Source organism: Yersinia fenwicki (genome assembly GCF_043099325.1).
Lineage (GTDB): Bacteria > Pseudomonadota > Gammaproteobacteria > Enterobacterales > Enterobacteriaceae > Yersinia.
The window spans coordinates 1893088-1919660 of sequence record NZ_CP170755.1 but is presented as its reverse complement, the minus strand read 5'-3'; the positions used below and the strand labels follow the sequence as shown (position 1 = coordinate 1919660).

Sequence of the window (26573 nt, the reverse complement as noted above, 5' to 3'; positions counted from 1 at the left end):
TTAAATATGCAGTATTAGTCATTAATTTTGATAGGTTTGAAGATTATCTGGTGCAAGGAAATCTTATTTCATCTTATCAGCATCAGAGAGCTATACCATGAGTTATAAACACCTTATTTCCGCATGTATTTTCAGTAGCCTGTGGCTGGGCCAAGCTAACGCGGTTCAGGCAGAAGACAAATCATCATCGAGCAATACCTCTACTGGCCAACAAAGCGAGCTGTCTGTAGATAATGACAACTTATGGCAACGGCTGTTGCGTAATATTTCGCTCGCGTGGGACTCGCCCAACCAAGAGCTGTATATTCCGCTGAACACGTGGCATAACCGTTGGACCTATGATGATGACAAGATAGAGTCATACAATGAGCGTCCTTGGGGTATCGGCTACGGCAAGTATCGCTATGATGAGAACAATAACTGGCACGCAGTCTATGCGATGGCCTTTATGGACTCACACAATGAAGTTGAGCCGATTATAGGTTATGGCTATCAAAAGATGTGGATCCCAGGAGAGATGGACGGCTGGCGTTTTGGGGTAGGTTTTACGGCCAGTATTACCGCACGCCATGAATACCATTACATTCCAATTCCATTACCATTGCCGCTTATCTCTATTGAATATAATAAGTTTGCACTACAAACCACCTATATTCCCGGCACTTATAATAATGGTAATGTACTGTTTACCTGGATGCGCTGGCAATTCTAATTGGATATATTATTCAATATATTTAACCATAATATAAAAGTGGTTATATAGGGTTGTTAAGAATAAATCTCAATTAGCGTTAATCACTTCAGAAAAAGACTATAGTCCTCACCTATTATAGAGCGGGAATTATCTTTCTTATTTATTGCTGATGATGTAAACGATGGATTACTTTTTAAGTAAAAAATAGCCGGTTTTCGCTGTTGCTCTCCGGCTATTTTTGCCCATATAACAATCTAATCAGACGGCGCTGGAATCCTTTAATTTCGATTGGTTATTCTTGCTTTTCCGGCGAGTCAGCATAAAGCCGCACCACAATAGTGCAATCCATGCCGGCATCATCAGTACTGAGATCTGAATCCCATCGGTAAGGTACATGATGACCAGAATCAGCATCAGGAATACCAGACACAGATAATTACCGTATGGATACCAAAGCGCTTTGAAACGTGGTTCTACACCTTCTCGCACTTTAGCGGCGCGGAATTTCAAGTGCGCCAGACAGATCATGACCCAATTGATAACTAATGTTGATACCACCAGTGCCATCAGTAATTCAAACGCCTTACCCGGCATGACATAGTTAATGACAACACCGGCAGAAGTCGCCAAGGCTGAAAGCGCAATTGATAAAATTGGCACTCCGCGCTTATTAACTTTGGTCAACACTTTAGGCGCGTTGCCCTGGGATGCCAGGCCGAACAACATGCGACTATTGCAGTACACACCGCTGTTATAAACCGACAGTGCCGCAGTCAACACGACTACGTTCAAGATTGTGGCGACCAGATTGCTATCCAAGGCATGGAAAATCATGACAAAAGGACTGCCGCCCTCCACTACCTTGCCCCACGGATAAAGTGATAAAAGCACGGCCAGTGAGCCGATATAAAAAATAAGGATACGATAGACAACCTGATTAGTTGCTTTAGGAATACTGTGATGTGGGTCTTCTGCTTCTGCGGCAGTGATGCCCACCATCTCTAGCCCGCCGAAAGAAAACATAATCACCGCCATCGCCATCACTAATCCGCTAAAGCCATGAGGCATGAAACCTCCCTGTGCCCAGAGGTTAGTGACTGAAGCATTTGGCCCGCCTGAACCCGATGCCAACAGATACGCACCGAATACAATCATACCGATAATGGCGGCGACCTTGATGATCGCGAACCAAAACTCAGTTTCACCATACATACGCACATTAACAAGATTGATGGCATTGATCAGAACAAAGAATATGGCGGCTGACACCCAGGTTGGAATTTCTGGCCACCAATACTGAATATAAATGCCTACTGCAGTCAATTCAGCCATTCCGACCAAGATAAACATGGCCCAGTAGTTCCAACCAGATAAAAATCCGGCGAAATCGCCCCAATATTTATAGGCAAAGTGACTGAATGAACCGGCAACAGGCTCCTCAACAACCATTTCACCTAGCTGACGCATAATGAGAAAGGCAATAAAACCACCGATGGCATAACCCAATATCACTGAGGGGCCAGCCATTTTAATAGTTTGCGCTATCCCCAGAAATAGCCCGGTGCCAATAGCTCCACCCAGAGCAATTAGCTGAATATGGCGATTTTTTAAACCGCGCTTTAATGTTGAATCCTGCAACTGCTGTTCCATCCTATCCTCTGCCGCACTGTTTCACACTAGCGTGGTAAAAAGCGCCTTTCGTAAATGAATCTGCGGCGGTTTTTTAACACTTAAACCTGCTTGCGGCAAGGATTAAGGTCATTAGTGGGTAGCAGGATGAAAATCCATCGGCTAGCGTTATATATGCCGAGTGTTCAATTAGCTGAGGCTCTGGATATCTCTCAGACATGTAACGCAGATATACTACATAGTTTGCTCAAATTTCGAGCGCCGATCATTAATGTAGCGACATAAGATTGACGCCGGGTGACAACTTCGACTGCAACTCGATTATTTTTATAGCGGATCAGATAAGTTGATGGCCAGCCTTGGCGGCGTTCACCATAGGACTTTTGATGGTGGTCAATTGCAGCGTGAGCAATAACCAAATGTGACAAATTTGAATCACCTTTAATGATACGTTTCATCATCAACTCCACGAAAGCAATCAAAAAACGCCTTACCGTTTGTCATTCCCGAGATTCGAGTTTCACAGAACATTCACTATTACTGAAAATTACTGGGGGATGATCACGCTTCCTGGCTGAGCAAATAACAGATCATCGCCGCGCGCAGCGGACTTTGGCTATAGGCTTGCCATTCTCCTTGCGGATTAGTAATTCTGGCATTCCACTGATTATTGTTATTAATTTCTGGGGAATAGAGACCAATTTTGTTGGCATAGATGATAGGCCATGCATCGGAAGGGTTCTTACAGTAATCTTTGCCTTTAATGCCGCCATACGGATACCACTTGTCGGGATCTTCACCGCTAAGTAACGCAATGCTTCTATTCACTTCGCTATCACTTTCTTCATACCATTTAATCATTTGAATCACCCTTCGCCTATAAAGTTCAGGCTACATTACGGCGAAATTAAGACAAATTTATGACAATCAACACGTTTGTTTTAGCCCAGTAAAAGAGTGATCAGGCGCCAGGGCGTAAAGCAGAACATCGGAGAAAGTGAAAGAAAAGAGGTATGAATATCACTCTGACACTGTCAACCCACAGCGCCAGAGTTGGTGAATTTATCTCTCCGGAATAACACCTTTAAAATCAAGAGGAGAAACGATGTCACTGTCACTTTGAAATTCACTGGTACCTGTTGCATTAGCCAGTAATGCTTTGAGTAATTCTGTTTGCTGTTTCTGTTGTTCGGAGATGTCTTGTAACAAGCGAATTTGTTCGTTTGCTCGCACGCTGGCACGGCTCAAAAAGAACCAAACTATCAAGAAAAAAATGACGGTAAACAGCGAAAAAGCGATTGGGACAATACCCATTGTGCCCATATTTGTATCTAACATTGACTACCCTATTACATGCGTGACGAAGGCACTATCTTATCACTCTCCTCATCACAAAGGTTAATCCGAGCAATCGATTAATACTTAATAACGATAACCATCAGAAATAGTTTTTACTAGTTATTATATAAATAGAAAATAGGTTATCCTTACCATGGAATAATCGAAGTAATGCTGCAAATGCCGGTAGAGAAAGTTCCCCCTTGGTCACAATAACTATCAAGGGCTAACAGATAAAACAAGCAACAAACGGCAATGATCCCTACCGTTGCAACAAGTTTCTTAATGTTCAAATCAGGCACCTTATCCAACATTTTCTTTTAATTATACTTTACTAAACATCAACCATTTATAGCCAAGATGTAATTACTCATGTTTGTCATCACGTTAGCTCCCCATTTTAGTGGCTATTTTACAATTTCACTCTATAAATCAATAGAGCTTAGGATTTTTGCTATTAACCCCCCTCATTATTACAAGTTAAACTGTTAAAATTATCTATTATATAATAAGTAAAACTAATTACAGGGAGTGACAATATGAGTTTATTCAGAATTCTCTTAGTAGTGGCAATCATATACTTAGGATTGCTCTTTTCAGGCTATGGCGTATTGATTGGCAGCGAGAAAAACGCCGCAGGTATCGGTTTGCAATGCAAATATCTGACGGCCAGAAGTATATCAACCGCTCAATTTATAAATGGAGAGAATGGCATCATCGGTGTTAGTAACTGCCCCTTAGTGAAAAAAATTGGCAATAATGTTTTTGAATAATCTATAACGAGTTTGTACTCATCCGCAGTTTGTCCAGCTCACGAGTTTTGGTCTGTGCTGAATGTACAGACCAAAACACAACCGATAGTGCGTTATTTCTGCGTGAACTTCATATCAATCAATGCAATAGCTTTCTCAATTGCACGCTTGGTTACCGGATCAGTTCCCGCAGGATGTGATGCAAAATCAATAGATTTAAGTTGATGAGACATTTTATCCCGCACTTCGGTCGGTGCAATAATATCAATCACATCAAGAATTTGTTTGATAACCAATTGGCAAGCAACCAGATCGGAGACCAGTTCTTGGTCATTAGTGAACATTTCAGACATGAATAATTCCTTCACAATAATATTGTACAAGGATATCACGCCCCTGGGCATATATCTTTAGCCGGCAGTGTCATACTCACGATTTTATCAGTAACAATTATCTTCGATTAATGAATAACCTACAGAGATAACGCGATGCATTAAGTCATTAACTGAAGCGTTTGTTGGGGGATAAAAAAGATCGGTACGAGGCGAGGACAGGGTTAATGATACCAAAGGCTAAAAATAGGTGTAAAAAAACCAGGTTTGATAGTTATCAATCGCCTGGTTCGGAAGATAAGTTATTACATATCTATTGATCACAATATTTCTAGTCTCACAGTTTATCACCCCCTATGCTTTTACCTTTGTGCAGAACCATTACTGGCATCTTTAGAAAGACGGTCACACCCACAACCGCTATCAGAGTCATAATCACTGTTATCAACATGCGATCACCTCATCGTTTTTAATTTCTATTTTTCCAAACTCAACCTTTTATCCTCGGGATATCCCCCTTTCAGATGACACTACCCTTTTACTATGGCACCAGAAAGTTCTTTTGCAAACACATCTTGAAAAGCCTCTATGATATATTTGCTACAATCAAAGCCAATTTGGTGTTTTGTGTTGTTAGATTCAACTTGTGTATACTGCACTTCTCCTAACCAGAAAAAACAGACTAAATAATGTCACAAGAAAATCATCTCGCGTTAGTCTGCGCCCTCAGTAAATGGGTAGAAACCCATCTGGGGAGAGTCATTTACCTTGAAGAGTTAGCCGCGTACTCAGGCTATTCTCTCTGGCATATGCAGAAAATATTTAAGGAAGTGACCGGGGTATCATTAGGTAAATACATTCGAGAAAGGCGCTTAGCGGGTGCTGTCTATCAGCTGCGTAGCAGTGACAGCACTATTTTTGATATTGCTTTAGATTTTGGCTTTGGTTCACAGTCACACTTTACTTACATGTTCAGAAAACGTTACGGCATAACCCCGTATGACTTCCGGCAAAATACCGATATTGACCTCAATATCGCTTTGCCCTTGCATACCACTCACCAGAAACTGGCGTAATACGCACAATACCATTATTCGCCTGAATGCTTATCGACGCTAACCGGCGAATATATTCTCAGTTTTTTTTGTAGCAATTCTGCACATCAATGTTTTGTATTTCATTACGCTGGCGATCCGCCACATAGGTCATCACAAACATAGTACTCACCACAATAAGTGCCGCCAGCAGTAAACCAATCAGTGCAATGACTTTATTGTCATCAAACAAGCTCTTGTCCATATATTCTCCCTAATGTCTATGGCACATCAAATTAACCATAGGATCACAATCAGCGTTATTGCGATCAGCAAACATGATGTTGTCAGTAAAACCACAAGCGCAAATTGCGCGTCGCCAATTCCCGTTGAATAATCGCTATTCTGGGTAATATTTTCTCGTTTTTTCAAAACAATACCTACTGGCAAAAAACCACCAGCCGTAACTCTGCATAAGAAAAATCGCGTTTTATTGGCGTATTTTTATCAAAAATCATACTAGCGCTAGCCTGACAGCTAGCTTTTCCAACGCGATCCTGTCGTAGTCTGTGTTATATATCAAGCCCACCCATTGTAAAGATAGGGAAATACTCCAAACACATTAAGATTGATAATGTATTTCACCTCATAGCCCCAGACTGAAGTTCACAGTCTATCCGTACTTAATATCGTCAAGCTTATCACACGATGATAATACCTGTCGCAAGGCTGTAGAGCGCCGCGACCGCAGCAATGAGTGCGACGACAAAAGCACATTTTTCAATAACCGAGAAGACTAGTTTCTTCTGCTCGCGTTTAGCGATAATAAACAACAAGGTTCCTGGACCGTATATCACTGCCGATAATAATATGTACTTCAAACCTCCGGCATACACCATCAATAGGGCGTAGAATGTTGCTATCAACGCAATTATAAAATCTTTCGTATGGTCTTCCGCTCCCACAGAGTATGTCTCTCGGGTCCAAGCCAACTTCAAGCCATAAGCTGCAACCAAGAGATAGGGAATCAAAACCAGTGAGCTGGTTAACTCAAGTGCGAGTTGGAAAGCATATTCAGTGAAAAGCGTAACAATTAAGAATAATTGGATAAAAATATTGGACATCCAAACCGCTGCGGAGGGTACCCCGTATTTATTCTCGGTTGCCAAGACACTCGGCATAATATGACTTTTGGCTGCACAATAAAGCGCTTCGGCCGCCAGTAGAGTCCATGACAAATAGGCGCCCATCACTGAGATGATTAATCCAATACTGATAAATATGGCCCCCCACCGGCCAACAATATGCTCTAACACCCCCGCCATTGAGGGTTGACGTAAAGCAGCCAGATCAGGGCGAAGCAGTACGCCATAAGAAAGCATGGCAACCAACACCAGCAGACATAAAACACCGATAAAACCTAAAACAGTCGCTATACCGACGTGTTTTCTTTCTTTGGCATAGCGGGAATAAACACTCGCCCCCTCAATACCGACAAAAACAAATACAGTCACCAGCATAGTGCTACGAACTTGAGAAAACAGAGATTCAGAACCAGTACCTATTTCCAAGGCCGCATGACCGGTATAACCATAATCGTCCAGATGGGAGAGATCGCCCACGGCCCCCAGAGGCTGAGTACCCCAGAAATTTAATGCGAAAGTATCGGAGTGGAAGGCAAATGCCAAGACAATAATAAAAATAAATATTGGAATAACTTTAGCAAAAGTTGCAATTGTATTAATCGTCGCCGCCTCTTTGATGCCCCGTAATACCATAAAATGAAAGCTCCACAAAATGAATGAGGCAATTAAAACAGCGGATAAAGTATTGCCATCTCCGAATAGTGGAAAGAATGCCCCGAGTGTTGATTTGATCAGTACAAAATAAGAGACACTGCCGATACATGCACCAGCCCAGAAACCGATAGCTGACGCAAAACCGGCATAGTCACCAAATCCGGTTTTCGCATAAATATAGACACCAGAATCGAGTTCAGGTTTACGTTGTGCCAACGTCTGGAAAACAAAAGCCAGAGTCAGCATACCTCCCCCGGCAATAACCCAAGCGATGATCGCACCAAAACCTCCAGTGGCACGGCCAAATGTCGCGGGTAAAGAGAAAATACCGGCACCTATCATTGAACCGACGACCAGCGAAGTTAATGACCAGAGTGATAACTTTTTATTTGAAGAGGCCGCCATATTTATGTCCCTTTACAAGAGTTAATCCGATGTAATTCACATTAACCAAATAAAAGCTTAAAACCCGCTGCTATTCAGCAATAGATGTGAGCTTTCATCAAAAACTGAATATTCATAACTTGAGTATAGCAAGCATAAATAATGCGCGTAGCCATCATGAAAATGGTGTCGTGCATTGGTGTATTGCAGAACTGAGTTGAACGCTGTTTTATTCCCACGGCGTCTGAGTGACATAAAAATTATCTATTTATGTCTATTGCGATGTACTTTAGCTCATCAGACTTTTCGTTAGATAATAACGATGATACTCATCCACGACATTTTCTAACGTCATCTGCAATTGATAACCATGCTTTTCATAGAAAGGCCGCGCTTGAAAACTGAATGTATCAACTTGGGCGAATTTACATCCTCGCTGTATTGCTTCCTGCTCAACTGCCTGCATCAGTTTACTGCCTGCCCCGGAATGACGTAATGTATCTGATACCCATAACAATTCTATACTCAGATAATGACCTAATGTATAGGCAGTGATACCCCCTAACTTTTCACCGTGCTCACCCGTTATAAACACCGCTAATGGTTTACGTCCATTATCACCGACAAAATTGCGGTTAAAAGCCTTCAATCCTGCCATTACTTCAGCCACATCTTCAGTTGTTGGAGTGTCCGTCATCGTCAGCTTCATTGTCATTGTTCCTCACTATGAAATCACTGGCACAGCTCGATTTTATCTTTGCTTCTGGATATTCTCACAGATAAGAATTTTATTATCTGTTAATAACTGGCAAAATAAACGCTATTAAGAACTATTTCGATTTATGGTGTCGCAAACCGATTTTCTTATTTTGTGTCGTCATTTCCCTCTGTAATTGTAAGGACTTCCAATGCTCCGCCGTTTCTTTTCTTATTACACCCCATACAAAGGGCTTTTCTATCTGGATTTTGGTTGTGCAATATTGGCTGGGCTGCTGGAACTGAGCTTCCCGATGGCAGTAAAACTTTTCATTGATAAGTTGCTCCCTAACCAAGACTGGGTGTTGATAGTCTGGGCTGCAACGGGCCTGCTAATGATTTATCTCCTGAATACAGCGCTCATGGCAATAGTTAACTATTGGGGCCATGCTCTAGGTGTCGGTATTGAAACTGATATGCGTCGCCAGGCATTTAGCCATCTGCAAAAGTTATCATTTAGCTATTACGACAATATGAAGACCGGCCATATCATCACCCATGTAACGAAAGATTTAGAAGAAGTCGGAGAAATTGCCCATCACGGCCCGGAAGATCTCTTTATTGCAGTGATGACATTTATTGGTGCCTTTATCTTGATGGCGTCCGTTCATCTGCCATTGGCGATGCTCACTATTGTTATTGTGCCGTTTATGACTTATCTGGTCAGCCGTTATGGTGCACAAATGACAGATACCTGGCGCCGACTGTTTGGCCAGGTAGGGAATTTTAATGCCCGGATCGAGGAAAGCATTGGCGGTATTCGGGTAGTAAAAGCGTTCGCAAACGAATCCCATGAGAAGAAATTATTTGCTAAAGATAACGAAGATTACCGTACGACGAAGCTGAAAGCTTACCGCATCATGACCACCAGCATGACCATGAGCTACCTTAGCACCCGTCTGGTACAGTTGATTGTGATGGTAGTCGGTACATGGTATGTGGTTCATGATCAGTTAAGCTATGGTGGTTTTGTCGGTTTTCTATTGTTAGTCGAAGTTTTTTTCCGCCCAGTTGCAAAAATAACCTCGGTGCTGGAAAGCTACCCGAAAGGAATCGCTGGATTTAAGCGGTTCACTCAATTGATTGATACCTTACCCGATATTGTTGATCAACCCAATGCCCGTGCGGTCGGTCATCTTAGAGGCGATATTTGCTACCAAGATGTCAGTTTCGGTTATTCACCGCAGAGCAAAATCTTTACTCACTTGAATCTACAAATCCGTGCAGGCGAAACTGTCGCATTCGTCGGACCATCAGGGGCAGGTAAGACCACATTGTGTTCATTACTCCCCCGCTTTTATGAGCTTGATGGTGGAGCAATCACCATTGATGGGATCAATATCCGTGATATGACTCAGCAATCATTACGTAATAATATTGGTATAGTTCAACAAGATGTTTTCTTATTCGGCGGTTCTATTCGTGAGAATATCGCCTATGGCAAATTGGATGCCAGTGATGAAGAAATTATGGCGGCAGCACGGCAAGCCCGCCTGGATGAGCTGATTGAAAGCCTGCCAGATGGCCTTGATACTGTGGTCGGTGAGCGCGGAGTAAAATTATCGGGAGGGCAAAAACAGCGCCTTTCTATTGCCCGTATCTTCCTGAAAAATCCGCCGATTCTGATTCTGGATGAGGCGACCTCTGCGCTGGATACGGCGACCGAACAAGCTATTCAGTTGGCATTGACTGAACTATCGCAAGGCCGCACTACATTGGTGATTGCTCACCGTTTAGCGACGATTCAAAATGCTGACCGCATCATTGTGGTCGATAAAGAAGGTATTGTTGAACAAGGTGACCACCACGAGCTCCTCGCCCGTAAAGGGGCTTATGCCAAACTGCATAATGCTCAGTTCAGTGCAGCTTGATAGACAGTAAAAACTCACCCGCAGATGGGCGCGAATGATAAACTGGAGGAAAATTCAGCCAAAGCCATTCCATCGCGGGCTTAAATAGGGTACAAGGACGCCATGAAAATTCCAAAACGAATCCAACCGCTGGTTGATGACGGCTTGGTTGACGAAGTCATCCGTCGTTTAAAAAGTGGCAAAGAAGCAGATGTCTATGTTGTCCGTTGTGGGCAGGATATCCGCTGCGCTAAAGTTTACAAAGAAGCCGAGAACCGCAATTTTAAACAAGCGGTTCAATATCAAGAAGGTCGCAAGATACGCAATAGTCGCGATGCGCGTGCCATGGCGAAGGGATCTAAGTTTGGCCGTAAGCAGCAAGAAGAAACCTGGCAGACAGCCGAGGTGGATGCATTGTACCTGTTAGCCAATGCTGGTATTCGCGTGCCACAACCCTATGCCTGCCTTGATGGTGTATTGCTAATGGAGCTGGTCACCGATGAAGATGGTCTCGCAGCACCTCGGCTCAGTGATGTCCCGTTTAGCAAGGAACAGGCCCTGATTGACCATGCAATAATGATCCGTTATGTCGTACGGATGCTGTGCGCAGGCTTAGTACATGGTGACTTATCGGAGTTTAATGTCTTAATCGATAAAGACGGCCCGGTAATTATCGATTTACCACAAGCCGTTAATGCTGCTGCGAATAACCATGCCAAGGCTATGTTGGAGCGGGATGTGGCGAATATGACACATTATTATGGTCAATATGCCCCTGAATTGCTTGGCACTAAATATGCCAAAGAGATGTGGGCACTTTATGAAGATGGCAAATTGCACCCTGAAACTCCATTGACCGGCGAATTTGCAGAAAGTACTCAAGCGGCGGATGTTGAGGGAGTACTGGAGGAGATCCAGGCAGTCATTGCTGAAGAACAAGAACGCCTGCGTGAAGCTCAGGACCCTTACTAGTCAGTCATAACATTACAATAGGAAATGAGGGGGTGAGTAGAGTACAGTGCAACGTTATTGACTTGCCCTGAATTGCCCTACCCCCTTCAGATATGATTAAATTACACACTGTTTAGTTATTTAAGCATATAACGTACTGCCATATGTTCAGATGCACAGGTGAGCAACGCAGCAATCAATGGCACGGTCAGCCGCGTCCCCCTTCCTTGGTCCAATCTTCCCATAACACCATAATCAATGATTCTATTCGACTGCTGCTGCCGATATTCCAGTTGGCATTGGCTTTCCAGTCTCCAAATAAATTGTGGGCACAGTCCAGTTCGGATGTATTGATTGTGGCTACAAATCAATGCACCATAATTAACATATTATTATTAGACTGGATTAAATCTGACAGTCATTAAATCTCCATTTCTGTCATATAGCGAATATTTGTGGAGCAGTCATTATCTCCCCCGCCCATATTTATTGATATCGTTGTCACCCATTAATTCAGTGCTACCGCTTCAACCCGGTTTTTCCCTGCGGTTTTCGCCCGGTATAGTGCTTTATCCGCAGCCTCTGACAAATCGGTCGCCGATAAATGCTCACCGAGTTCGGAGACTGATGCCACACCCACACTGATAGTCACTCGCCCATGGGGTGACATGCCGTGTGGAATATCCAGCTCTTCGATAGAATGTCGCATACGCTCGGCAACCGCCTTTGCATCTGACAAAGTGCTTGGCGCGAGCAAGACAATAAACTCCTCACCACCATAACGGGCAAGAATATCTGAACCACCACGAATAGATTTTGATAACGTTTCAACAATGGACTTCAGACAGACATCCCCCATAGCATGCCCATAAAGGTCGTTAAAGCTTTTAAAATTGTCAAAATCAATCATCAACACAGACAGAGCTCCGCCTTCCGTGTGATTTTTCTGCCAAATTTGTTGATAAATATCATCAAAGTGACGGCGATTTGCTACCCCCGTCAACACATCAGTTTGTGACAATGCTTTTAGAATAGATTCAGATTGTTTAAGTTCTGTAATATCAAAAAATGAACCATACCAAATGACAGACCCGTCATCCCTACTGGTTGGGAAAGACTCACCATGGAGCCAATGCGTTCCTTTTCCCGGCAAGATCACACGGAAATCACAACTCCAAACTGATAAATTTTGCTGGGACACGATAACAGCCTGTCTTAGCATCTCCCGATCGTCATTATGAATACGGCTAAATAGTTGGTTATTCTCTTGTGGCACGTGCAAAACATCGGCAGGCGTAAGGTCAAATATTTGCCTTATCCCTTCGCTACAATAGCTAAAATAAGATTCACCATCAGCATTTAAATAGTATGCATAGATCATCGCTGGCAAGTTTTTAGTTAACCTGTCCATCATCTGCTTACTTTTTTCTAGTTCCATCAGTAAGGATTTTCTTTCCGACACATCCGCAATCACACTGATGTACCCCATAGTGTTACCACTATCCGAGGTTATTTCATGCACACTCAGTGTGCCCCAGAAACGGCTGCCATCCTTACGTTGATAGCACCACTCATTAGCTTCCCGCCGATTAAGTAATAAATAGTCTAGATCAACTTGGGACTCGCCATTTTCAGGAATATATAATATGTTATATATAGGTTTCCCTAAGACTTCATCCTTCGAATAACCAAACATTCTCTCTGCGCCCACATTATATATCGTGATGCAATTATCTAAGTCAGTAGTAATAATAGCAATCTGCTTTTCAGCATTCAGCAACACGTCCAACTGAAGAGTAGATAATTCATTTTCCCTATTCTCTTTTCTCACTGGTCCACCTTTGGGGTGCTTACCAAATACTTTCTCGGAAATAAAATCCAAGCAGTTATGATAAAAAGAAAATAAAGACATAAATAAAAATCACCTATTATTTAGAGTAAAAATAAGATATAAAATTGCAATCAACTTACTTGACTAACCATATAATCACATAACTAATTATAACACATGATAATGAGTCGGTGTAGATCCGCTATGGCAGATATTTTTTAGGTGACTATCTGCCTATAAAGATAATATAGGTTTATTTATTATATTGTTATTATCTCGCGAATGACAATACCAGGGCATTTTTCATCGATTACTATTAGTCATTGATGGTGACACACCTATCCAAATGATTTGAGAAATAGTCAGGCCTCAACTTATTATAAAAATCAGCCACATAGCGCCCTCTCTATGTGAGCAAATTAACACTACGGTTTAAGTCGTATCATTTAAATAGTAACAAACCTGGAAAGATATAGCTTTATAGCCCATGCTAAATAACGAGAAAAACGCTCCCTCATACATTCATAATACCCTATGAAATATAACAAGTAGCTAAGGAAATAACCATGACCTATAAATCATTATCTAGTATTGCTATTGTAACTCTCTTAGTCACAACAATGGCTCCGGTATTCGCCGCTACCACAACGCCAAAGGATATGACTTGCAAAGAGTTTCTTGACCTTAATCCTAAAAGTATGACTCCAGTAGCGTTCTGGATACTGAATGAAGATACTCAGTATAAAAAAGGCGACAATGTCGACTTTCAGGAAGTCGATACTGTATATACTCCTAAAGTCATTGATATCTGTAAAAAATCACCTGATAAAAAGTTATCTGATATGAAAACGGATATTATGGCAGCGGCCAAGAAATAAATGTCATATTATCCAAAGCCCCACCTTACTGAGGAGGGGCTCCTGCTACTTTTAGTTATTATTCTGGAGTTATCATGCGAAAAAAGAAATTAATATTGGCAGTATTACTGACACTACCACTCAGCCAAGCTCTGGCCGTTGATTGTAAAAATGCAGTAACACAACAGGATATGAATCAATGTGCAAGTTCAGATTATAAAAAAGTGGATGCTGAACTTAATCGCACTTATAAAGATCTTCTCGCCAAAACAACTGTAGCCCAAAGGGCATTATTAAAAAGTGCACAACTGACTTGGATAAAATATCGTGATGCGGACTGTACTTTCCAGTCATCAGCTACCGAGGGAGGTTCAGTACATCCGATGATTATTGCGGCTTGCTTGGCTCATAAAACGGAAGAGCGCATCACCCAACTGAAATCATTCTTAAATTGTTCTGAAGGTGACTTAAGTTGCCCGCTATAGTATCACTCTGGCATAGGCGTTCGTTATGAGATGATCGCTATTATTAGCTTGTTCTGGCAAGATCTCACCACGACTCAAATATCGCCCTCATTACTGAAAAGAATTGGCCTGAGTTTACTTAGAACTTACAGTTTGTCTCTGGGTAACATGATAAGCAGTCGCCATCAGTGTCGAGGATTAAATATTCTATCAACTAATGCTTATGCTATGAGTTATGGTTCTGTTTTGATGGAATTTTTCAGCCTTATTCAGCATCAATCTCTCACTATTGAATTGACTTCAAGTTATCTTGGCTCTTTATTGTATTTAGCTATTTTTGGCTCTGCCTTTACCGCTTATTTCAGTTTGATTGGTCGTATCGGAGCCAGTCGCGCAGTATATTGTTATTCCCTTAGTAAATAAGCGTTAATATTTAATGATGAATAAATTCAATCCCATACAGCCCGCCAATGGCATTTATTATTTCCAGCAAATGCGCGCCATCAGCTTGTGACAAGCTGGTATCACCCTCGGACACAGCGGCAGGTTGCCACCAAGAATGTCCGGTAAACCATGCTGTCATCTTCGCCATCATTGCCTCCACGCTATTGAGTAAACCCAGTAGAACACCTGATTTAAGAGTAAACGCTGAACCAAACAATAAATGAAATAAGTATTATTGCTTTCAATATACAAAATTTAGCTATTAAAGAGCTCACTTGGCGAAATTATCATTTTGGGGATGCCACTCCAGCACCAAGACGTTATATTGGATAGACATTTATTTTAAATAGATAACGACCTTAAGGAGCTCCGCATGTTTGTTGTCAGCTTGACTTACCACCAACCTATAGACGTCGTAGAAGCACTGACTGAAAGCCATAAAGACTGGTTGAAAAAGTATTATGCGCAAGGTGTGTTTATCGCCTCAGGTCGTAAAGTACCGCGCACCGGGGGTATTATTTTGGCGAAAAGTATCAGACGTGAAGAGTTAGATAAAATATTGGCAGAAGATCCGTTTAATGCAGTAGCTGATTATAGTGTGACTGAGTTTGTTCCCTCCATGACTATTGAGTCAGTTGAGGCATTAAAAACGCTTTAATTTCTCGATATAAAATAAGTAAAACAGCCATGGTTATGCATGGCTGTTTTTGCGTATCGACAGGTTATGAAGCGGCCCGCTGTTGTCGTTTTTCCATAATTCGGTGCAAGTTTTCCTCAAGCCAGACCGCCAATCCTTCGACTTGCTCCTGAACTTCTTTTCCTAATGGGGTCAGTTGATATTCCACATGAGGGGGGACAACCGGATAGGCAATACGGTCAACGAACCCGTCTTCTTCAAGGTTTTGCAAGGTTTGCGCCAGCATTTTTTCACTGACACCACCAATCTTTCTTCTCAAAACACTGAAACGCAAAGTTTCATTACTCAAAGCAATGAGCACCAACACTCCCCAGCGACTGGTGACACGCTTAAGCACTTCCCTTGATGGGCAATCTACATTGAGTAACTCACCCCGCCGGACTTGCTCTGGAAATGAAATAGTGCCTGTTAAATTTTGCGACTCTATTATTTTCATACTAACCTTTTTGTGCGTACTTACTTAAAGTTAGTATATTGCATATGATGATCTTAAGGGCGAGTTTTTAGCGAAAATTGTTTCCTAAAAAATAGCTCGCCATCTTCCAACACTATTTGGAGCGTCATAATGATCGCAGTCACCGGTGCTACAGGCCAACTAGGCCGTCTTGTTATCAATGCTTTACTTAAAAAAGTTCCTGCAAATGAAATTATTGCCGCAGTCCGCAGCCCTGAAAAAGCGAGTGACTTGGCCGCATTAGGAGTTCAGGTACGTAAAGCGGATTATAGCCAACCCGCTACACTGGAGGCCGCATTCCAAGGCGTTGATAAGCTGTTGTTAATCTCATCAAGTGAAGTAGGACAACGTGTTGCCCAACATACAGCCGTCATTAATGCCGCCAAACATGCGGGCGTCAAATTGTTAGCATATACCAGCTTGTTACATGCCGATACAAGCACGCTGGGATTAGGGGAAGAACACCGCGCCACAGAATCACTTTTGCGTGAATCAGGTCTACCTGTGGTGTTGTTGCGAAACGGCTGGTACACCGAAAACTATGCCGCAAGTATTGCGCCTGCTCTGGCTCACGGCGCATTTATCGGGGCGGTTGGTGACGGGCGTATCGCTTCTGCCACTCGTGAAGATTATGCACAAGCCGCTGCCGAAGTGTTAACTCAAGAAAATCAAGCCGGTAAAGTGTATGAATTAGCCGGTGATGACAGCTACTCCCTGGCTGAATTCTCAGCAGAGATTGCCCGTCAATCGGGTAAGCCAGTAGTATACAAAAACTTGTCTGAAGCCGACTTTAAACAAGCACTGCTCAGTGCCGGTTTACCGGCGGTTTTTGCGAGTTTGTTAGCGGATTCTGATGCGGGTGCCGCTAAAGGCGGGCTATTTGATGATAGCCATACATTGAGCAAACTTATTGGCCGCCCAACCACGCCTTATGCGAAAGTCATTGCCACAACACTGGCTGCAAGCTAAATCTTATCGTCAGCGTTTTTAACCGGTATCCATTGAGTTACCGGTTTCATCCAACGATACCATTATGTGTCTTATGATTTGGCTGCGTCCAATGCCTGAGTCAAATCATTGAGAATATCGTCAATGTGCTCAATACCAATCGACAATCTCACCATATCCCGCGGCACACCCGCTTTGATAAGTTCCTCATCATTGAGCTGGCGGTGGGTTGTCGAGGCCGGATGGCACGCCAATGACTTAGCATCACCAATATTCACCAACCGCACGATCAAATTCAGCGCATCAATAAATCGTCCTCCCGCAGCCTGACCACCATGGATACCAAATGATAATATCGCGGCGGGCTTACCGCCAAAATAACGTTGGGCTAACTCATGCTCAGGATGGTCGGGTAAACCTGCATATTTAACCCAACTAACTTGCGGATGATTTTGCAGGAAATGAGCAACTTTCAGCGCATTTTCAGTATGACGCTCCATGCGCAAAGCCAAGGTTTCCAGCCCCTGTAAAATCAAGAATGCATTGAATGGCGACAGCGCTGCTCCCGTGTTTCTCAATGGTACGACACGGCAACGGCCAATATAAGCTGCTGCACCGAATTGTTCGGTATAAGTCACGCCGTGATAAGACGGATCGGGGGTATTCAATTGAGCAAAACGTTCCGGATATTGCGCCCAAGGGAACTTCCCTGAATCCACCACGATCCCACCAATACTGGAACCATGACCACCAATGTATTTAGTTAATGAATGAACTACGATATCAGCACCATGCTCAAATGGCCGACAGAGAATAGGTGTTGCGACTGTATTATCAACAATCAGCGGCACGCCATGCCGATGGGCAGCATCAGCTAATTTTTTCAAATCAACAATATTGCCTGCCGGGTTGCCTATTGATTCACAGAAAACCGCTTTGGTTCGGTCATCAATCAATGCTTCCAAAGCGTCAATATCATTATGATCGGCAAATCGGGTTTCTATCCCATAACGTGGCAAAGTATGGGCCAGCAGGTTGTAGGTTCCACCGTACAACTTCGCCACGGACACAATATTATCCCCAGTTTCGGCAATGGTTTGGATAGCATAGGTAATAGCCGCCATACCCGATGCCACCGCCAGTGCGGCTATTCCCCCCTCCAGAGCTGCAACCCGTTGTTCTAACACATCATTGGTCGGGTTCATGATCCGTGAATAAATATTGCCCGCGACTTTTAAATCAAATAAATCAGCACCATGCTGGGTATCATCAAAGGCAAAAGAAGAAGTCTGATAAATAGGAACAGCCACAGCCTTAGTAGTCGGATCTGGTGAATAACCTGCATGAATAGATAATGTTTCTAATTTCATTTTTATCCCTTCTAAAATGACGATATCCAGCCCACTGCGAGTACGTAACGCAATAGTAGCCGAATGTTACACAAGTAAGCGTGATGGACAGCGGACGCGACGTAGGAACTTACAATAGAGGAATTAGTGAGTAGCACATACCTCACAAAGTAATTATTTAGCTATTAATTATAATAAAACGATATCGATCACAGACTCAGTCAATCTCATGGCATGATTTATACGCTGTTTTAGCCTATCCCTATAGCGGAAACTAAATTTATTGTTTAGCTGATTATGTCGTCTCTTCCATCATATTAAGGACAACTGCAATAAGTTGTATTGTTTCTGGGTCATGACATTTTTTAAAATATATAATTCCAACTTTGGAAATAGACACCAAGATAACATTCCCATAGTGTAAGTGAACATTAATTACTCACGTAAGGAATGTATATTCAAATAGAACCGCACCTCTATTTTAAGCAATCAAAATTCAAACTCAATAAATAAGGAATTTCTATGTGTACTTTTTTTCATATTAAAGCAAAAAACGATGCTGTAATTGTAGGCCGCGCAATGGACTTCGGTATACCACTAAATCCTGCCTTTTATATTCATAAACGTGGTGACTCACTTGACTCTTCAGTTTCTTTAGATGGAGAATCAATTGACATGCCGGAACTAGACATCGGTAAAAGTCTTTACGGTTATGTTGGCGTTGGTGTTATCTATAAATTCATCCCCTTCACTAATCGTATTATTACGGATGGTATGAATGAGGCAGGACTAAATGCCAGTATGTTATTTATTGAAAATACCCAATATCAACATTTTGTTAATCCTAAAACCTCAATTCCAGCTTTCATTATGTGTAATTGGGTTTTAGGGCACTGTGGCAGCGTCCAGGAAGCTCGTGAAAAACTGCCTCATCATCAGTTCTATATGCCTGCATTAATTGCGTCCGACCTACCGCTTTATATGTCATTAGTTGATAAAACCGGGGAATCTATTGTTGTGCAGTTCCAAGATGGTGAAATGAAAATCCATGAAAACTCAATTGGGCTATCCACTAATGGTCCGTGGTTCCCTTGGCATTTAGATAATATCTCAAATTATGCCAATCTAACTAAAGACACGCCTGAACCCTTTAAAATGCACGATTTTGAAGTAAAACCCAAAGATGGGACAGGTTTATTAGGTATTCCTGGCGATTTCACTTCAGTCTCACGCTTTATTCGTGTCGCATATGAAAAACATTTCTTAGCGCAACCTACGGATAATGATCAAGCCTATGAACAAGCAACTCATATCCTGAATTCAGTTGATTTCGGCAGTGGTGTGAAACATGGTGGCAGAGAAGATTGGAACACCTATATTTTCACCCGTTGGGCAACAGTTAAAGATCTGGATAAAGGTATTATTGCTATACGCACTCATGATAACATGCAATTAAGAGCAATTGATCTATCGAAAATTGATTTTGGTGCCATCAAAAACCATATTATTCCTATCCCTAACCTGGAACCAATGACTTTTATAAAAAGCGCCATCACTGATAAATTTGAGAATGAAACTGGTTGTTAAATATTATAACTCACCAATAAATGGAGGTCCTTCTACGCTTCATGAAATGAATAGACCAACCAAGTAATAACTTATACTTATTATTAGCAAACCACTCAATACAGGTGGAGCGATCCGCCTGTATTGGACATTCGAAATAATAAACACTGGAACTTACAGTTCGATATATAAAGTGAAGATTACGCTATTATTGGCGACTTGAAATCCAATGATTATAATTTTTAAATAAAAATATCCGCTTAAGATAACTTGCACTGCATCACGAAAAATATAACCTAAGGATTTAAAATAAATAGATCATATTATAAAACTTCGGAGTTTTATGTTTTCGTCAAAAGAGTTAAAGGCCTTTATTGCAACAGCAGAAGAAGGCTCCTTAAAGAAAGCAGCTGATCGTCTTTTTCTGACAATACCACCAGTCTGTAGAATGATCAAAAAACTGGAAAGTCAGCTAGGGATGAAGCTTTTCCTAAACACCGCAGCGGGGTTAAAACTGACTCAGCGTGGAAAAGAGGTTTATAACGAGATATCTCCTGTATATTACCAATCAATAAAGGTTATTAAAGATATGTTACAAGATAGAGATACCATATTTTTGGCACTAAATAACCCTCATTGGACAACATCAAATATTATCAGAGATTTTTTTGTAAAAAATGAAGTCCGATTTTCATGTTTAGAGGGAAATGATATAAAACCTGATTATTGTGATATCTTTATCACAGATAAAATAGATAATATATCTGAATGTTATCACTGTGAAGTTATCAATGAAAATTTTTGTATTGTTTGCATTCCGTCAGTATTAGATAAGATAAAATCATTACCATTTGCACAAATAAAGAGTTTTTTATCTACTGATATTTGTTCAAGTCAATTAACTTATTTAGGAAAAAAAGGATTTAGTAAAAAAACAATTGAGTGTCTCAATTTCGATAATAACTTAAGTATGCTGATATCTGGTCATGCAGCATCCATTATGTCAAAGTATCGAGCCCGCCAATACCAAGAACTAGTGGGAAACAAAATTACCCTTATCGATGAGATACCAACAACTCGCCCTCTCTATATTTTGATCAATAAAAAATCAAGGCTCATTAATGACAATGTTTTTCGTGAGTATGTTGTGAGAATAAAAAACATGATAGACCGATGTTAGATAAGAGTAAATCATAAAACATGGCATATAAAACAAATTGTAATATTAGTTGAATTGATAAAACTCAGGAACTAAATAATGAGTAGGATGACAAGTTTTACTGCTTATGGTGCTTCTGCTGGCAGCATATTAAACGGATTATTGAGTTATTTTAACCCAGAGCAATGGAATACTATTGGTGTTCTCGGTGGAATAATTATTGCAATAATGACTTTCCTAACTAATTTATTTTTTAAAATTCGTGATGATAGGGATAGAAGGAGAATGATTGATGCATATCAATCTAAAGCTGAAAAATAAACTTGTGGGTTTATCTAGCTGTGGAGGTGCACTGGCAATTGCAATCAGTTTGTTGGGTGGGAATGATGGCTTCGAAGGGCGTATTTATTATCCCTATCATGATGTAAGTGGGATATTAACAGTCTGTGACGGCCATACTGGAGAGAATATAGAGGCCACCAAATACTACACTGATGAAGAATGTGATTACTTATTGCAACAAGACTTATTATGGGTAAAACATATCGTAGACAATATTGTCACTTACCCTTTGAATGACTATCAGAGAGCAGCACTTTACTCTTTTACTTATAATATTGGCCCACAACAGTTTACTCATTCAACGTTACTTAAAAAACTTAACAATAATGATCTGATCGGTGCTTGCAATGAGTTACAACGATGGGTCTATGCCGGGGGAAAACGTTGGAAGGGGCTGGTAAACCGCAGGGAAATAGAGAGGGAATTATGTTTGATCGTTTTAAAAAATTAATGACCTTCACTTCAATTATATTTTGCCTATTACTGTTGTTTTTGATTAGTCGTTTGCACTCGGCTAATCAAGAAAAGAAAAATGAAATCGCATACTTAGAAGTTCAACTAAACATAACACGCAAAGTTATTGAAACGAATATGAAAAATGAAACTGCCAATCGATTGATAACGCTTCGGCAATTAGAATATGAACGAAAACATTTGAGTGAAACGAATGAGCAAATTAAACGATTACAACAAGTGCTGGCCAATAACGCATGTTCTAAAGAACTTTTGCCTGATACTGCTATTAAGCTCCTGCGCGCAAACTGAGTGGATGCCAATATCTAATTTTCCCGCAGACAGTCTTTTGATCCCTTGCCATAAAAGTGTGTTTACTGGTCAAACTTGGCATGACAGCCTCGCTTACACTTTAGCACTGAAACAGGATCTGGATATTTGTGCTAACCGAATGGATGAGTTGATTAAATGGCATGTTCGACGGCTTGCGTCCCCGCTTTCTCACCATCAATAATCCCCTGCGCTGCAAGACCCACACTTTCCATCGACTTGCTTTATATTTCTACAAATCAACGTTCTATAAAAAATGCTCTAAAAGTGCTTTTCTCCCCATATCCTCCTCACGTATACTGTACAAATAAACAGTAGTATTGAATCGGCAACCTTGGGTTATCACCCTCTCCCTGTACCAATCATTTGGAGGCCTCATGAGTGCATTTGGTAATGCTGCACAAGACTATATTGAAAAGAGAATCGATATTAATGAGCACTGCATTGTGCATCCTGCCGCGACTTTTTTTATGACTGCCGAAGGTGAGTCGTTGGTCGAGGCTGGCATCCATCATGGCGCATTGCTAGTGATAGATCGCAGTTTACCGGCAAAGCACGGAGATATTGTGGTCGCCACCATTGGGGGCGAATTCAGTATTAAGCGCCTTTATTTACGGCCCACACCCCGTCTTGAAGCGCTAAGTGCGGGTGCTCCCGCGCTAATATTGTGTGAGGGAGATGAGGACTTGGTCATTTTTGGTGTTATTACTTTCTGTATCAACAAGTTAAGATAATGTTTGCCTTAGTTGATGTAAATTCTTTCTATGCCAGTTGTGAAACTGTGTTTCGCCCAGATTTATATGGTCGCCCAGTGGTGGTGCTCTCTAATAATGACGGATGCGTCATTGCCCGTAGCCGGGAGGCCAAGGAGGTAGGTATACCAATGGGCGCACCCTACTTTAAAATTCAACAAGTTATGCGACAACATGGTGTGATCGCATTCAGCAGTAATTATGCGCTCTACAGCGACATGTCCGCACGTGTGATGACTATCCTTGATCAACTGGCCCCCGGAATCGAGATTTACTCAATCGATGAAGCATTTCTCAATCTAAAAGGTGTCCAGCATTCCATCGCGCTGGAAGAGTTTGGTCGGTATGTCCGTGATCAAATACGGAGATTGACCGGTTTAAATGTTGGTGTGGGCATTGCTCCCAGTAAAACCTTAGCCAAACTGGCCAATCATGCAGCAAAGTTATGGCATAAAACACAAGGCGTGGTTGATTTATCAAGCCCAGTGCGACAGCGTAAATTATTGGCGCTGATGCCTGTCGCTGAAGTTTGGGGGGTGGGCCGTCGTACCGCAAAAAGACTTGAAATGATGGGGATAACGACCGCCCTGCAATTATCAGAAGCCAGTCCTCCCTTTATACGTAAAAATTTCAGTGTTGTATTGGAGCGAACAGTCAGAGAGTTACGTGGGGAAGCATGTTTAGCTGTTACAGAATTTGCCCCTACAAAACAACAAATAATCTGTTCACGGTCATTTAGTGAACGAATTACCGAATATCAAAACATACGTGAAGCTGTGTGCAGTTATGCCGAGAAAGCCGCGGAAAAACTGCGGAAAGAGCATCAATATTGCCGCCATGTCTCGACATTTATCAAAACCAGTCCCTTTGCGCTAAACGAGACATATTACAGTAATCATGCCAGTACCTATCTCACCTTCCCGACGCTGGATTCGCGGGACATTATCGCCGCCGCTCTTAAATGTCTGACGAGCATTTGGCGGCCCGGTCATCGTTACCTGAAAGCAGGAATTGTATTAGGGGAGTTTTCAAGCCAAGGGATCTCACAATTGGGATTGTTTGATGAAAGTAAACCACGCATCAACAGTGAACAACTCATGGCAGCTATCGATAAAATTAATCAATCAGGTAAAAGCAAAATCGCCTTTGTCGGACAAGGAATTAATCAAGAGTGGCAGATGAAACGCGAGATGCTATCACCGGCATATACTACTCGCGTTAGAGATTGCCCAATAGCAACCGTTAAATGACGTGCTTGACCGGTGTTTTGGCACGTCGTTTTCTCAATAATGAATATTTATCAGATTAATATATACAGCAACTGTAACAAATAATTATTTTTACATTCATAATTAACAAATATAACAAACTAAATACTCAACATTCTTCATACCATGCAACTTTCAAGCAAAAAATGCATGTTTAGTCTCAATAACAGAGAGATAGAAAAGAAAATAAACATTCATTTAAAATTCTCACCAATTAAGTGTTGTTCCGCTCAAAAGAACACGAATCAACAGATTGTTTTATAACAAGTAAATACAAAACCACATTGAGAAAAACAAACTTAAAGTTAAAATTAAATAATAGAATTAGCCAGGCTAATATTTTTCCAACATATAAAAATGCTCTAAATAAGTGCAATCAGAGTAATTAACGGCACCTTTATGGGGAATGAATAATTTAATTAATAAAGACATAAAGTTTCATCTATAGCTGCCGATGATTCTCAATAATTATTGTATTACGCTGTTATAAATGAAATCCCCCATTTACTGAGGTTATTATGCGAGTGAACAAGCCTGTCAGCCGACAGGAGTATCCCATTGGTCGCGATACCACCTTGCAATCAACAACTGATATTCAAGGTAATATCACCTACGCCAATGCTGCCTTTGTTCGTGCCAGTGGTTTTGAATATCAGAACTTGCTGGGCCAACCTCACAATGTGGTGCGGCACCCGGACATGCCCCCCGCGGCCTTTGCCGATATGTGGCAGACATTGAATGCAGGGTTATCCTGGTCATCATTGGTCAAGAATCGTCGTCAAAATGGTGACTATTATTGGGTGCGCGCTAATGCCACCCCATTACGCCATGATGGACGTCTAACCGGCTATATTTCGGTGCGAATTGCACCCACCCGCGAAGAAGTCAAGCAAGCAGAGGCGCTATATGGCGATTTCAACTCTGGCAAAGCCAAAGAACACCGCATTGCGCTGCATAGAGGGCTGATTGTCCGTACCGGCTGGCTCTCTTTCCTTTCATTATTTCAAACGCTGCCGCTACGCTGGCGTTTACGTGGTGCATTACTGATTGCAGCACTGCTGCCGACGATGGCAGCCAAAGGGATGGGTATTTTTGGTTTACCTTTACTCGGTCTGGGAACGACCACCCTTTTCAGTGGCCTGATCACCTCACTTTGGCTTGAGCGCCAGGTCTCACGGCCGATCGCGGCAATTTTACAGCAAGCTCAGGATGTCTCTTCCGGGCAAGCCGGTGACTATGTGCAATTGAACCGTGTTGATGAAATTGGCTATCTAATGCGTAGCGTCAATCAGCTAGGCTTGAATCTTCGTTCGCTGACAGACGACGTCAGCGGCCAGGTTGATGGAATTAACACTGCCAGCAGTGAAATTGCCGCGGGGAATCGTGAATTAAAAGTGCGGACAGAACAAGCCACTGCTAATTTACAGCATATCGTCAGTGCGACGGAGCAATTGGTAGCAACAGTACAAAATAGTGCTAACAGTGCCAATGAGACTACATCACTGGCCGCCATGAGCAGTCATGCTGCAGAACAAGGCAGTGAGTTAATGCATGAAGTTATAAAAACCATGGGCACGATTAATGATTCTAGCCATCGAATTGTCGATATTATCAGTGTGATTGAAGGTATTGCTTTCCAAACCAATATATTAGCGCTCAATGCGGCAGTGGAAGCAGCCAGAGCGGGGGAACAAGGCCGTGGCTTCGCTGTGGTTGCGAGTGAAGTTCGTCATCTGGCGCAACGTTCTTCCACGGCGGCAAAAGAAATTAAACACTTAATTGAAACCAGTGTGGAGCGCGTTCGTGATGGTAGCGCATTAGTCCAAAATGCCGGTGCCACCATGGACAATATCGTCAAACAGGCTGGGCAGGTTTCTACTTTAATCAGTGAAATCAGTACCTCAACTCATGAACAGACGCAAGCTCTTGGCCAGATTAGCCAATCTATTGGTCAGTTGGATCAAATGACGCACCAAAATGCGGCGATGGTAGAACAGTATGCTGGCGCGGCAGAGGAACTGGCTCACAGAACCTTACGTCTAACCGCTGCCGTTAGAATTTATCGTCCGGTGAATTAAAGCGCTTTGGGTATGATATTCCGTTGAAATAGCATCCATCAATCGAGAGACCAGGCACAACC

At 42.0% G+C, this 26573-nt stretch carries 30 protein-coding genes and 1 pseudogene; 18 read left to right on the top strand and 13 right to left on the bottom strand.

Annotated features, from left to right (window positions below; all coding sequences use genetic code 11):
• Positions 1-97 precede the first annotated feature (97 nt).
• On the top strand, positions 98-712 hold the full coding sequence (pagP, locus tag ACF3VQ_RS08655) for a lipid IV(A) palmitoyltransferase PagP (protein WP_392434758.1): 615 nt from the start codon (positions 98-100) through the stop codon (positions 710-712).
• 240 nt (positions 713-952) lie between these two features.
• On the opposite strand, the gene ACF3VQ_RS08650 is transcribed toward pagP, so the two are convergent.
• The 5 genes from ACF3VQ_RS08650 to ACF3VQ_RS08630 all read right to left on the bottom strand — a co-directional run bounded on the left by ACF3VQ_RS08650 (position 953) and on the right by ACF3VQ_RS08630 (position 3954).
• Positions 953-2344, bottom strand: a complete 1392-nt coding sequence (locus ACF3VQ_RS08650; RefSeq protein ID WP_392434756.1) for an amino acid permease — start codon at positions 2342-2344, stop codon at positions 953-955.
• A 191-nt stretch (positions 2345-2535) separates the two neighbouring features.
• Positions 2536-2781, bottom strand: a complete 246-nt coding sequence (locus tag ACF3VQ_RS08645; RefSeq protein ID WP_392435497.1) for a DUF4060 family protein — start codon at positions 2779-2781, stop codon at positions 2536-2538.
• A 103-nt stretch (positions 2782-2884) separates the two neighbouring features.
• Entirely contained in the window at positions 2885-3184 is a 300-nt protein-coding gene (locus ACF3VQ_RS08640) for a phage protein NinX family protein (protein WP_392434754.1), read from the bottom strand.
• Between the two features lie 201 nt (positions 3185-3385).
• Positions 3386-3661, bottom strand: a complete 276-nt coding sequence (locus ACF3VQ_RS08635; RefSeq protein WP_392434752.1) for a YebO family protein — start codon at positions 3659-3661, stop codon at positions 3386-3388.
• Positions 3662-3810: 149 nt separating this feature from the next.
• Complete coding sequence (locus ACF3VQ_RS08630) at positions 3811-3954, bottom strand: PhoP/PhoQ regulator MgrB (RefSeq protein WP_392434750.1); 144 nt, start codon at positions 3952-3954, stop codon at positions 3811-3813.
• 246 nt (positions 3955-4200) lie between these two features.
• Between ACF3VQ_RS08630 and ACF3VQ_RS08625 the strand changes: the two genes are divergently transcribed.
• Positions 4201-4434: a YobH family protein gene (locus ACF3VQ_RS08625; protein ID WP_392434748.1), complete on the top strand. Its 234-nt coding sequence runs from the start codon at positions 4201-4203 to the stop codon at positions 4432-4434.
• Between the two features lie 92 nt (positions 4435-4526).
• Here the strand turns inward: ACF3VQ_RS08625 and ACF3VQ_RS08620 are convergent, their stop codons facing one another.
• Positions 4527-4766, bottom strand: a complete 240-nt coding sequence (locus ACF3VQ_RS08620; RefSeq protein WP_392434746.1) for a DUF2766 family protein — start codon at positions 4764-4766, stop codon at positions 4527-4529.
• 668 nt (positions 4767-5434) lie between these two features.
• Between ACF3VQ_RS08620 and ACF3VQ_RS08615 the strand changes: the two genes are divergently transcribed.
• Entirely contained in the window at positions 5435-5821 is a 387-nt protein-coding gene (locus tag ACF3VQ_RS08615; RefSeq protein ID WP_005158136.1) for a helix-turn-helix domain-containing protein, read from the top strand.
• A 58-nt stretch (positions 5822-5879) separates the two neighbouring features.
• Here ACF3VQ_RS08615 and ACF3VQ_RS08610 read toward each other — a convergent pair whose 3' ends face one another.
• From ACF3VQ_RS08610 to ACF3VQ_RS08600, 3 genes are all read right to left on the bottom strand, one after another.
• A complete protein-coding gene (locus tag ACF3VQ_RS08610) occupies positions 5880-6044 on the bottom strand; it encodes a hypothetical protein (protein WP_392434744.1) in 165 nt (54 codons plus the stop codon).
• Between the two features lie 436 nt (positions 6045-6480).
• A complete protein-coding gene (locus tag ACF3VQ_RS08605) occupies positions 6481-7983 on the bottom strand; it encodes an amino acid permease (RefSeq protein ID WP_392434742.1) in 1503 nt (500 codons plus the stop codon).
• A gap of 268 nt (positions 7984-8251) precedes the next feature.
• Positions 8252-8671 (bottom strand): GNAT family N-acetyltransferase, encoded by a 420-nt coding sequence (locus tag ACF3VQ_RS08600; protein ID WP_392434740.1) that lies wholly within the window; start codon positions 8669-8671, stop codon positions 8252-8254.
• A 199-nt stretch (positions 8672-8870) separates the two neighbouring features.
• Between ACF3VQ_RS08600 and ACF3VQ_RS08595 the strand changes: the two genes are divergently transcribed.
• Both ACF3VQ_RS08595 and ACF3VQ_RS08590 read left to right on the top strand, forming a co-directional pair.
• Positions 8871-10589, top strand: coding sequence for an ABC transporter ATP-binding protein (locus ACF3VQ_RS08595; RefSeq protein ID WP_392434738.1), 1719 nt, complete (start codon positions 8871-8873; stop codon positions 10587-10589).
• 102 nt (positions 10590-10691) lie between these two features.
• Positions 10692-11540 carry a PA4780 family RIO1-like protein kinase gene (locus ACF3VQ_RS08590; RefSeq protein WP_392434736.1) on the top strand — a complete coding sequence of 283 codons (849 nt, stop codon included), beginning with the start codon at positions 10692-10694 and terminating at the stop codon, positions 11538-11540.
• Positions 11541-12027: 487 nt separating this feature from the next.
• Here the strand turns inward: ACF3VQ_RS08590 and ACF3VQ_RS08585 are convergent, their stop codons facing one another.
• Entirely contained in the window at positions 12028-13431 is a 1404-nt protein-coding gene (locus tag ACF3VQ_RS08585; protein ID WP_392434735.1) for a diguanylate cyclase, read from the bottom strand.
• Between the two features lie 485 nt (positions 13432-13916).
• On the opposite strand from ACF3VQ_RS08585, the gene hdeB reads away from it, so the two are divergent.
• From hdeB to ACF3VQ_RS08570, 3 genes and pseudogenes are all read left to right on the top strand, one after another.
• A complete protein-coding gene (gene hdeB / locus ACF3VQ_RS08580) occupies positions 13917-14228 on the top strand; it encodes an acid-activated periplasmic chaperone HdeB (RefSeq protein WP_392434733.1) in 312 nt (103 codons plus the stop codon).
• Positions 14229-14302: 74 nt separating this feature from the next.
• Positions 14303-14692 (top strand): lysozyme inhibitor LprI family protein, encoded by a 390-nt coding sequence (locus tag ACF3VQ_RS08575; RefSeq protein WP_392434731.1) that lies wholly within the window; start codon positions 14303-14305, stop codon positions 14690-14692.
• 30 nt (positions 14693-14722) lie between these two features.
• Positions 14723-15073: pseudogene (locus tag ACF3VQ_RS08570) on the top strand (EamA family transporter); the annotation flags it as partial.
• 31 nt (positions 15074-15104) lie between these two features.
• Here the strand turns inward: ACF3VQ_RS08570 and ACF3VQ_RS08565 are convergent.
• Positions 15105-15263, bottom strand: coding sequence for a hypothetical protein (locus ACF3VQ_RS08565; protein WP_392434729.1), 159 nt, complete (start codon positions 15261-15263; stop codon positions 15105-15107).
• Between the two features lie 225 nt (positions 15264-15488).
• On the opposite strand from ACF3VQ_RS08565, the gene ACF3VQ_RS08560 reads away from it, so the two are divergent.
• Complete coding sequence (locus tag ACF3VQ_RS08560) at positions 15489-15773, top strand: YciI family protein (RefSeq protein ID WP_392434728.1); 285 nt, start codon at positions 15489-15491, stop codon at positions 15771-15773.
• A 64-nt stretch (positions 15774-15837) separates the two neighbouring features.
• Here the strand turns inward: ACF3VQ_RS08560 and ACF3VQ_RS08555 are convergent, their stop codons facing one another.
• Positions 15838-16248 (bottom strand): winged helix-turn-helix transcriptional regulator, encoded by a 411-nt coding sequence (locus ACF3VQ_RS08555; protein ID WP_392434727.1) that lies wholly within the window; start codon positions 16246-16248, stop codon positions 15838-15840.
• Positions 16249-16377: 129 nt separating this feature from the next.
• On the opposite strand from ACF3VQ_RS08555, the gene ACF3VQ_RS08550 reads away from it, so the two are divergent.
• Positions 16378-17235, top strand: a complete 858-nt coding sequence (locus ACF3VQ_RS08550; RefSeq protein WP_392434726.1) for an SDR family oxidoreductase — start codon at positions 16378-16380, stop codon at positions 17233-17235.
• Positions 17236-17306: 71 nt separating this feature from the next.
• Here ACF3VQ_RS08550 and ACF3VQ_RS08545 read toward each other — a convergent pair whose 3' ends face one another.
• A complete protein-coding gene (locus ACF3VQ_RS08545) occupies positions 17307-18584 on the bottom strand; it encodes a bifunctional O-acetylhomoserine aminocarboxypropyltransferase/cysteine synthase (protein WP_392434725.1) in 1278 nt (425 codons plus the stop codon).
• A gap of 501 nt (positions 18585-19085) precedes the next feature.
• Here ACF3VQ_RS08545 and ACF3VQ_RS08540 point away from each other — a divergent pair.
• The 8 genes from ACF3VQ_RS08540 to ACF3VQ_RS08505 all read left to right on the top strand — a co-directional run bounded on the left by ACF3VQ_RS08540 (position 19086) and on the right by ACF3VQ_RS08505 (position 26511).
• Positions 19086-20150 carry a linear amide C-N hydrolase gene (locus ACF3VQ_RS08540; protein ID WP_392434724.1) on the top strand — a complete coding sequence of 355 codons (1065 nt, stop codon included), beginning with the start codon at positions 19086-19088 and terminating at the stop codon, positions 20148-20150.
• Between the two features lie 322 nt (positions 20151-20472).
• A complete protein-coding gene (locus ACF3VQ_RS08535; protein WP_392434722.1) occupies positions 20473-21309 on the top strand; it encodes a LysR family transcriptional regulator in 837 nt (278 codons plus the stop codon).
• A gap of 78 nt (positions 21310-21387) precedes the next feature.
• Positions 21388-21609 (top strand): phage holin, encoded by a 222-nt coding sequence (locus tag ACF3VQ_RS08530; protein ID WP_392434720.1) that lies wholly within the window; start codon positions 21388-21390, stop codon positions 21607-21609.
• Entirely contained in the window at positions 21581-22081 is a 501-nt protein-coding gene (locus ACF3VQ_RS08525) for a lysozyme (RefSeq protein ID WP_392434718.1), read from the top strand. Before ACF3VQ_RS08530 ends, ACF3VQ_RS08525 begins: the two co-directional genes overlap by 29 nt.
• The gene (locus tag ACF3VQ_RS08520; protein ID WP_392434716.1) at positions 22057-22395 is read left to right on the top strand and encodes a hypothetical protein; all 339 of its coding nucleotides are present in this window, start codon (positions 22057-22059) and stop codon (positions 22393-22395) included. Before ACF3VQ_RS08525 ends, ACF3VQ_RS08520 begins: the two co-directional genes overlap by 25 nt.
• 395 nt (positions 22396-22790) lie before the next feature.
• Positions 22791-23147 carry a translesion error-prone DNA polymerase V autoproteolytic subunit gene (umuD, locus tag ACF3VQ_RS08515; RefSeq protein ID WP_392434714.1) on the top strand — a complete coding sequence of 119 codons (357 nt, stop codon included), beginning with the start codon at positions 22791-22793 and terminating at the stop codon, positions 23145-23147.
• On the top strand, positions 23147-24415 hold the full coding sequence (gene umuC / locus ACF3VQ_RS08510) for a translesion error-prone DNA polymerase V subunit UmuC (RefSeq protein WP_392434713.1): 1269 nt from the start codon (positions 23147-23149) through the stop codon (positions 24413-24415). The genes umuD and umuC overlap by 1 nt, the downstream gene beginning before the upstream one ends.
• Positions 24416-24951: 536 nt before the next feature.
• Positions 24952-26511, top strand: coding sequence for a methyl-accepting chemotaxis protein (locus ACF3VQ_RS08505; RefSeq protein WP_392434712.1), 1560 nt, complete (start codon positions 24952-24954; stop codon positions 26509-26511).
• The last annotated feature ends 62 nt before the right edge of the window (positions 26512-26573 follow it).

Bases quoted from the DNA above. Each gene is read 5' to 3' on its own strand.
- pagP (WP_392434758.1), top strand. From the start codon at position 98: ATGAGTTATAAACACCTTATTTCCGCATGTATTTTCAGTAGCCTGTGG.
- ACF3VQ_RS08650 (WP_392434756.1), bottom strand. From the start codon at position 2,344: ATGGAACAGCAGTTGCAGGATTCAACATTAAAGCGCGGTTTAAAAAAT.
- ACF3VQ_RS08645 (WP_392435497.1), bottom strand. From the start codon at position 2,781: ATGAAACGTATCATTAAAGGTGATTCAAATTTGTCACATTTGGTTATT.
- ACF3VQ_RS08640 (WP_392434754.1), bottom strand. From the start codon at position 3,184: ATGATTAAATGGTATGAAGAAAGTGATAGCGAAGTGAATAGAAGCATT.
- ACF3VQ_RS08635 (WP_392434752.1), bottom strand. From the start codon at position 3,661: ATGTTAGATACAAATATGGGCACAATGGGTATTGTCCCAATCGCTTTT.
- ACF3VQ_RS08625 (WP_392434748.1), top strand. From the start codon at position 4,201: ATGAGTTTATTCAGAATTCTCTTAGTAGTGGCAATCATATACTTAGGA.
- ACF3VQ_RS08620 (WP_392434746.1), bottom strand. From the start codon at position 4,766: ATGTCTGAAATGTTCACTAATGACCAAGAACTGGTCTCCGATCTGGTT.
- ACF3VQ_RS08615 (WP_005158136.1), top strand. From the start codon at position 5,435: ATGTCACAAGAAAATCATCTCGCGTTAGTCTGCGCCCTCAGTAAATGG.
- ACF3VQ_RS08610 (WP_392434744.1), bottom strand. From the start codon at position 6,044: ATGGACAAGAGCTTGTTTGATGACAATAAAGTCATTGCACTGATTGGT.
- ACF3VQ_RS08605 (WP_392434742.1), bottom strand. From the start codon at position 7,983: ATGGCGGCCTCTTCAAATAAAAAGTTATCACTCTGGTCATTAACTTCG.
- ACF3VQ_RS08600 (WP_392434740.1), bottom strand. From the start codon at position 8,671: ATGAAGCTGACGATGACGGACACTCCAACAACTGAAGATGTGGCTGAA.
- ACF3VQ_RS08595 (WP_392434738.1), top strand. From the start codon at position 8,871: ATGCTCCGCCGTTTCTTTTCTTATTACACCCCATACAAAGGGCTTTTC.
- ACF3VQ_RS08590 (WP_392434736.1), top strand. From the start codon at position 10,692: ATGAAAATTCCAAAACGAATCCAACCGCTGGTTGATGACGGCTTGGTT.
- ACF3VQ_RS08585 (WP_392434735.1), bottom strand. From the start codon at position 13,431: ATGTCTTTATTTTCTTTTTATCATAACTGCTTGGATTTTATTTCCGAG.
- hdeB (WP_392434733.1), top strand. From the start codon at position 13,917: ATGACCTATAAATCATTATCTAGTATTGCTATTGTAACTCTCTTAGTC.
- ACF3VQ_RS08575 (WP_392434731.1), top strand. From the start codon at position 14,303: ATGCGAAAAAAGAAATTAATATTGGCAGTATTACTGACACTACCACTC.
- ACF3VQ_RS08565 (WP_392434729.1), bottom strand. From the start codon at position 15,263: ATGGCGAAGATGACAGCATGGTTTACCGGACATTCTTGGTGGCAACCT.
- ACF3VQ_RS08560 (WP_392434728.1), top strand. From the start codon at position 15,489: ATGTTTGTTGTCAGCTTGACTTACCACCAACCTATAGACGTCGTAGAA.
- ACF3VQ_RS08555 (WP_392434727.1), bottom strand. From the start codon at position 16,248: ATGAAAATAATAGAGTCGCAAAATTTAACAGGCACTATTTCATTTCCA.
- ACF3VQ_RS08550 (WP_392434726.1), top strand. From the start codon at position 16,378: ATGATCGCAGTCACCGGTGCTACAGGCCAACTAGGCCGTCTTGTTATC.
- ACF3VQ_RS08545 (WP_392434725.1), bottom strand. From the start codon at position 18,584: ATGAAATTAGAAACATTATCTATTCATGCAGGTTATTCACCAGATCCG.
- ACF3VQ_RS08540 (WP_392434724.1), top strand. From the start codon at position 19,086: ATGTGTACTTTTTTTCATATTAAAGCAAAAAACGATGCTGTAATTGTA.
- ACF3VQ_RS08535 (WP_392434722.1), top strand. From the start codon at position 20,473: ATGTTTTCGTCAAAAGAGTTAAAGGCCTTTATTGCAACAGCAGAAGAA.
- ACF3VQ_RS08530 (WP_392434720.1), top strand. From the start codon at position 21,388: ATGAGTAGGATGACAAGTTTTACTGCTTATGGTGCTTCTGCTGGCAGC.
- ACF3VQ_RS08525 (WP_392434718.1), top strand. From the start codon at position 21,581: ATGCATATCAATCTAAAGCTGAAAAATAAACTTGTGGGTTTATCTAGC.
- ACF3VQ_RS08520 (WP_392434716.1), top strand. From the start codon at position 22,057: ATGTTTGATCGTTTTAAAAAATTAATGACCTTCACTTCAATTATATTT.
- umuD (WP_392434714.1), top strand. From the start codon at position 22,791: ATGAGTGCATTTGGTAATGCTGCACAAGACTATATTGAAAAGAGAATC.
- umuC (WP_392434713.1), top strand. From the start codon at position 23,147: ATGTTTGCCTTAGTTGATGTAAATTCTTTCTATGCCAGTTGTGAAACT.
- ACF3VQ_RS08505 (WP_392434712.1), top strand. From the start codon at position 24,952: ATGCGAGTGAACAAGCCTGTCAGCCGACAGGAGTATCCCATTGGTCGC.